The organism is Streptomyces sp. IBSBF 2435 (assembly GCF_036815005.1).
GTDB lineage: Bacteria > Actinomycetota > Actinomycetes > Streptomycetales > Streptomycetaceae > Actinacidiphila.
Genome location: NZ_JAJSYW010000324.1, coordinates 1 through 3,792, shown reverse-complemented (window position 1 = coordinate 3,792; position 3,792 = coordinate 1). Strand labels below are relative to the sequence as shown.

4 protein-coding genes are annotated in these 3,792 nt (G+C 76.4%); all 4 read right to left on the bottom strand.

Annotated features, from left to right (window positions below; all coding sequences use genetic code 11):
- On the bottom strand, positions 1-412 hold a 412-nt coding region (locus V7E46_RS32835), incomplete at its 3' end, for an AMP-binding protein (protein WP_333771820.1).
- A complete protein-coding gene (locus V7E46_RS32830) occupies positions 409-660 on the bottom strand; it encodes an acyl carrier protein (protein ID WP_329171381.1) in 252 nt (83 codons plus the stop codon). The genes V7E46_RS32830 and V7E46_RS32835, both read right to left, overlap by 4 nt.
- On the bottom strand, positions 657-2,000 hold the full coding sequence (locus V7E46_RS32825; RefSeq protein ID WP_333771819.1) for a condensation domain-containing protein: 1,344 nt from the start codon (positions 1,998-2,000) through the stop codon (positions 657-659). Before V7E46_RS32825 ends, V7E46_RS32830 begins: the two co-directional genes overlap by 4 nt.
- A complete protein-coding gene (locus tag V7E46_RS32820; RefSeq protein WP_333771818.1) occupies positions 1,990-3,747 on the bottom strand; it encodes an acyl-CoA dehydrogenase family protein in 1,758 nt (585 codons plus the stop codon). Before V7E46_RS32820 ends, V7E46_RS32825 begins: the two co-directional genes overlap by 11 nt.
- Positions 3,748-3,792: the final 45 nt, after the last annotated feature.

The following is a 3,792-nucleotide window of genomic DNA, read 5'->3' as shown; positions in this document are numbered from 1 at the left end:
GTGCGGGGACCGGGCGGGACGGGACGCCGCCGGGCAGGGCGGTGGCGGCGCCGGTGTGGAGCACGAGTTTCGCGCCGCTGTCGTGGAGCATGTCGGCCAGGCGCTGGTGCGGGTACTCGGGGTCGAGCGGCAGGTAGGTCGCGCCGGCCAGGGCGCAGCCGAGCATCGCGGCGACGGTGCCGGCACGGCGCGGTCCTGTGACCGCGACGCGGTCGCCGGGGACCAGGCCGAGGCGGGTGAGGGTCTCGGCGACGGCTCCGGCCCAGTGCAGCAGGGCGGTGTAGGAGACCTGCTGCTCCTCGTCGGCGACGGCGGTCCGGGCGGGGTGTTCCGCGGCGGCCTTGGCCAGGGCCTCCAGGAAGCAGGCGGGCTCGGTGGCGCCGCCCCACAAGGTGACCGGTGCCGCGGTCATCGTGCGACCGCGGCGAGGGCGTCGGCGAGTTCGCCGATGGTGGGGTGGTCGAAGATCAGGCGTACGGCCGTGTCGGTGCCGGTCTCGCGGGCTATGTCGGTCGCGATGGCGGTGGCGGTCATGGAGTCGCCGCCCAGGTCGAAGAAGTTCTCCTCGGGTGTGATGCCCTCGACGCCGAGTGCCGTCTGCCACAGGCGGGTCAGCAGGGGGATCAGCGGGGTCCTCGGGGTGCCGCTCGGCCCGGTCATGCGTCGTCCTCCTCGGGGTGGGCGCCGTCCTCGACGGCGGTCAGGGGCAGGCCGGGGTCGGCGGTCCAGCGGTCCGCGAGCGCGACGAACAGGTCGGCCAGGGCGTCGGCGGCGTCCGCCTCGAACAGGTCGGCGGAGACCAGGAAGGTGCCGTCCCAGGCGTCGCCGCGCTGCTGGACGTGCAGTTCCACCTCGAAGCGGGTGGCCACGGGGTGGACCGGCCGCTCGGTGACGTCCAGGCCGGGCAGCCGGGGCGTGCGGGGTGCCGGGTGCAGGTCGAAGGCGGCCCGTACCAGGCCGGTGCCCGGTCCGCTCGTGCGGGCGGCGGCCACGGCCTGCTGGTAGGGCAGCGGGTGTTCGGCGGCGCCGAGCACCGCTTCGCGGGTGCGGGCCAGCAGGTCCGGCAGGGTGTCGTGCGGGGCGCAGGCGACGCGGGCCGGCGCGAGGTTGACGAGGAAGCCGACGAGGCGGCGGTGTTCGGGGGCGGCGCGCTCGGCGACCGGGATTGCGACGACGACGTCGCGGGCGGCGGCGCAGGAGCACAGCAGGGCGGCGAAGAGCGCCAGCGTCGCCATGAAAGGGGAGCAGCGCTCCTGCCGGGCCAGTGCCGCCAGGCGTGCGCGGGCCGGATCCGGGACGCGGAAGGTCCGGGCGTGGGCGCGCCCGCTGCCGCGGCCGGCCGGTGCGAAGTCGTGGGGCAGGGCGGGCGCGGCGCCGGCGCCGGCCAGTGCGGCGGTCCAGTAGGCGAGGGCGCCGTCGGCCTGCCGTGTGCCGGCGGTGCGGCGGGCGAAGTCCAGGAAGCTCGGCGCGGGAGGGAGCTGCGGGGGTGTGCCGTGGTGGAAGGCGGCGTAGGCGGTGGCGAGTTCGTCGAACAGCAGGCGCATGGAGACGCCGTCGAAGGCGATGTGGTGGACGGTCAGCAGCAGGACGTGCTCGGACGCGCCGGTGCGCAGCAGGTCCCAGCGCAGGACGGGGCCGGTCTCCAGGTCGAACGGGCGGTGCCGGATCTGCCTGATCCACTCGTCGGGGCCGCCGGGGTGGTCCCCGGCGGTGTGCAGGACGTCCGGGACGGTGGGCAGCGCCCGCTGCCGGGGCCCGGCGGCGGTGCCCCGGTAGACGGTGCGCAGGATGTCGTGGCGTTCGGTGAGCAGGTGGAGGGTGCGGCGCAGTGCCGGGACGTCGGGCGGCCCGTGCAGTGCCAGGGCCCGCTGGACGACGTGGCCGGGGTGCCCCGGGTGCAGCCGCTCGCCGAACCACAGGCGGGCCTGGTTCGGTGTCAGGGGTGCGGCGTCCCGGGATGCCGGGGCGGGCAGGGCGGCGGTGCGGTGGTCAGCGGTCACCGTCGTCCTCCTGGCCTGCGGCGCGGTCGGCCGCCAGGTCGTCGTACCGGTCGCCGGCCAGGAGCGCGTCGCTGACGGCCCTGTGGTCGGGTTCGCCGCCGCCGACGATGCGCTCCAGGCGTGCCCAGCCGTCGGCGAGCCGCTGGGTGGCCGCCGTGCAGTGGACGTCGGCGAGGTCCTGGCGGTCGAGGCCGGCGCCGGCGTCGCGGGCGGCGCGGCCCAGGGTGAGGACCATGGCGGTCAGTTCCTCGACGGCGGCACCGATGATCACCTGGATGCGGTCGCGGGCGACGAGGTCGGGGTAGCGGGGGTGGTCGGCGGCCAGGCGGCGGCAGGTGCGGTGCAGGCGGCGGGCCTCCTCGCCGGCCGCGGCCAGGTGGCCGCGGTTGCGCGGTGACAGGCGGGAGTCGTCGGCGGGCGCCGCGGGCGGGGCCTCGGGGACGGGACGGGGGTAGAAGTAGGTGAAGGAGAAGTTGCCCAGCCGGCTGCTGAGCAGGGATTCGACGCCGCCGGCGATGCGCAGCCCGCGGGCGTCGCGCAGCAGTTGCTCCATCGGTGCCGGGTCGGCGCCGCGGGCCGCCTTGCTGCGGGCGGTCTCGTAGCCCTCTCCGGCCAGCAGGGTGGTGGTGCGCTCGGCGCAGTTCCAGGCGAGGAGCGAGGTGATGTTCTTGGCCGCGAACTGCTCCAGCACGGCGTTGGCGCCCAGCGGGGCGTCCTCGGCGCGGGCGGCCCACTCGGCGACCGCCTCCATGGCGTAGACGTCGGCGAGGTCGGCGGCGACGACGCGCTGGATCTCGTCGTACCCGGCGAGCGGCCTGCCGTCGACGGTACGGCGCGGGACGAACTGCCGGGCGTGGCGCAGACAGGCGCGGCCGATGGCCAGGCCGGGGGCGGCCACGACGAACAGCCGGCCGAGGGCGAGGGGGAAGACCTGCCGTCCGGCGTTCCAGGCGGCGGGGTCCTCCTCGGCGAGGACCCGCTCGCGGGGAACGTGGACGTCGGTGAGCGTGAGGGTGGCGTTGGGGCTGCCGGCCAGTCCCATGAACCGCTGCCGGTCGCCGACGGCGAAGCCGGGTGAGGAGGTGTCGACGAAGAAGATCCGGGTGCGCCGGACACCGCCTTGTTCGACGGCGGCGGTGACCGCGAGCAGATCGGCCAGGGGGCCGTTGCCGATGAAGACCTTCCGGGCGTTGAGCAGGTAGCCGCTGCCGTCCTCGGCGGGCCGGGCGTCGGCGGCGCGTGCCCAGTTCGCGGCGCCGCCCGGCTCGGTGTCGGCAGCGCCGGTGAGCGCCCCGGCCGCCAGCCGCCCGCGCAGGAAGTCCAGGGTGGGGCCCGGTGCCAGGACGGGCAGGTAGGGGACCGCGCCGAGACCGTTGTGGTAGGCGAGCAGCAGGCCGGCTCCGGTGCACGCGCCGGCGGCCGCCTCGATGACCCGCAGGACGCCCCACGCCGTCAGTCCCCGGCCGCCGACACCGGGGTCGGCGGCCAGGTGCAGCAGCCGCCGGCCGCGCAGGTGGTCGACCAGGCCGTCGGGGAGGTCGCCGGTGTCCTCGACAATCTGCGCGGTCTTGGTCTCGCGCAGGGCGGCGGCCATCTCGCGTGCGGCCAGGTCGGCGCGGCGCGTGTCCTGCGCGCCGGGCGCGGGAAGGCTCGTGACAAGGTCGAACGGCACCGTCCCGGTGAGCAGTTCCTCGATCAGGCTGCGCCTGCCGGGATCGCTCATGGGGTTGCGGGGTGCTGTGCTCATGGCTGGGTCTCCGTCGTCGGGGCAGGGCGGCGGGCGGGTGCCGGC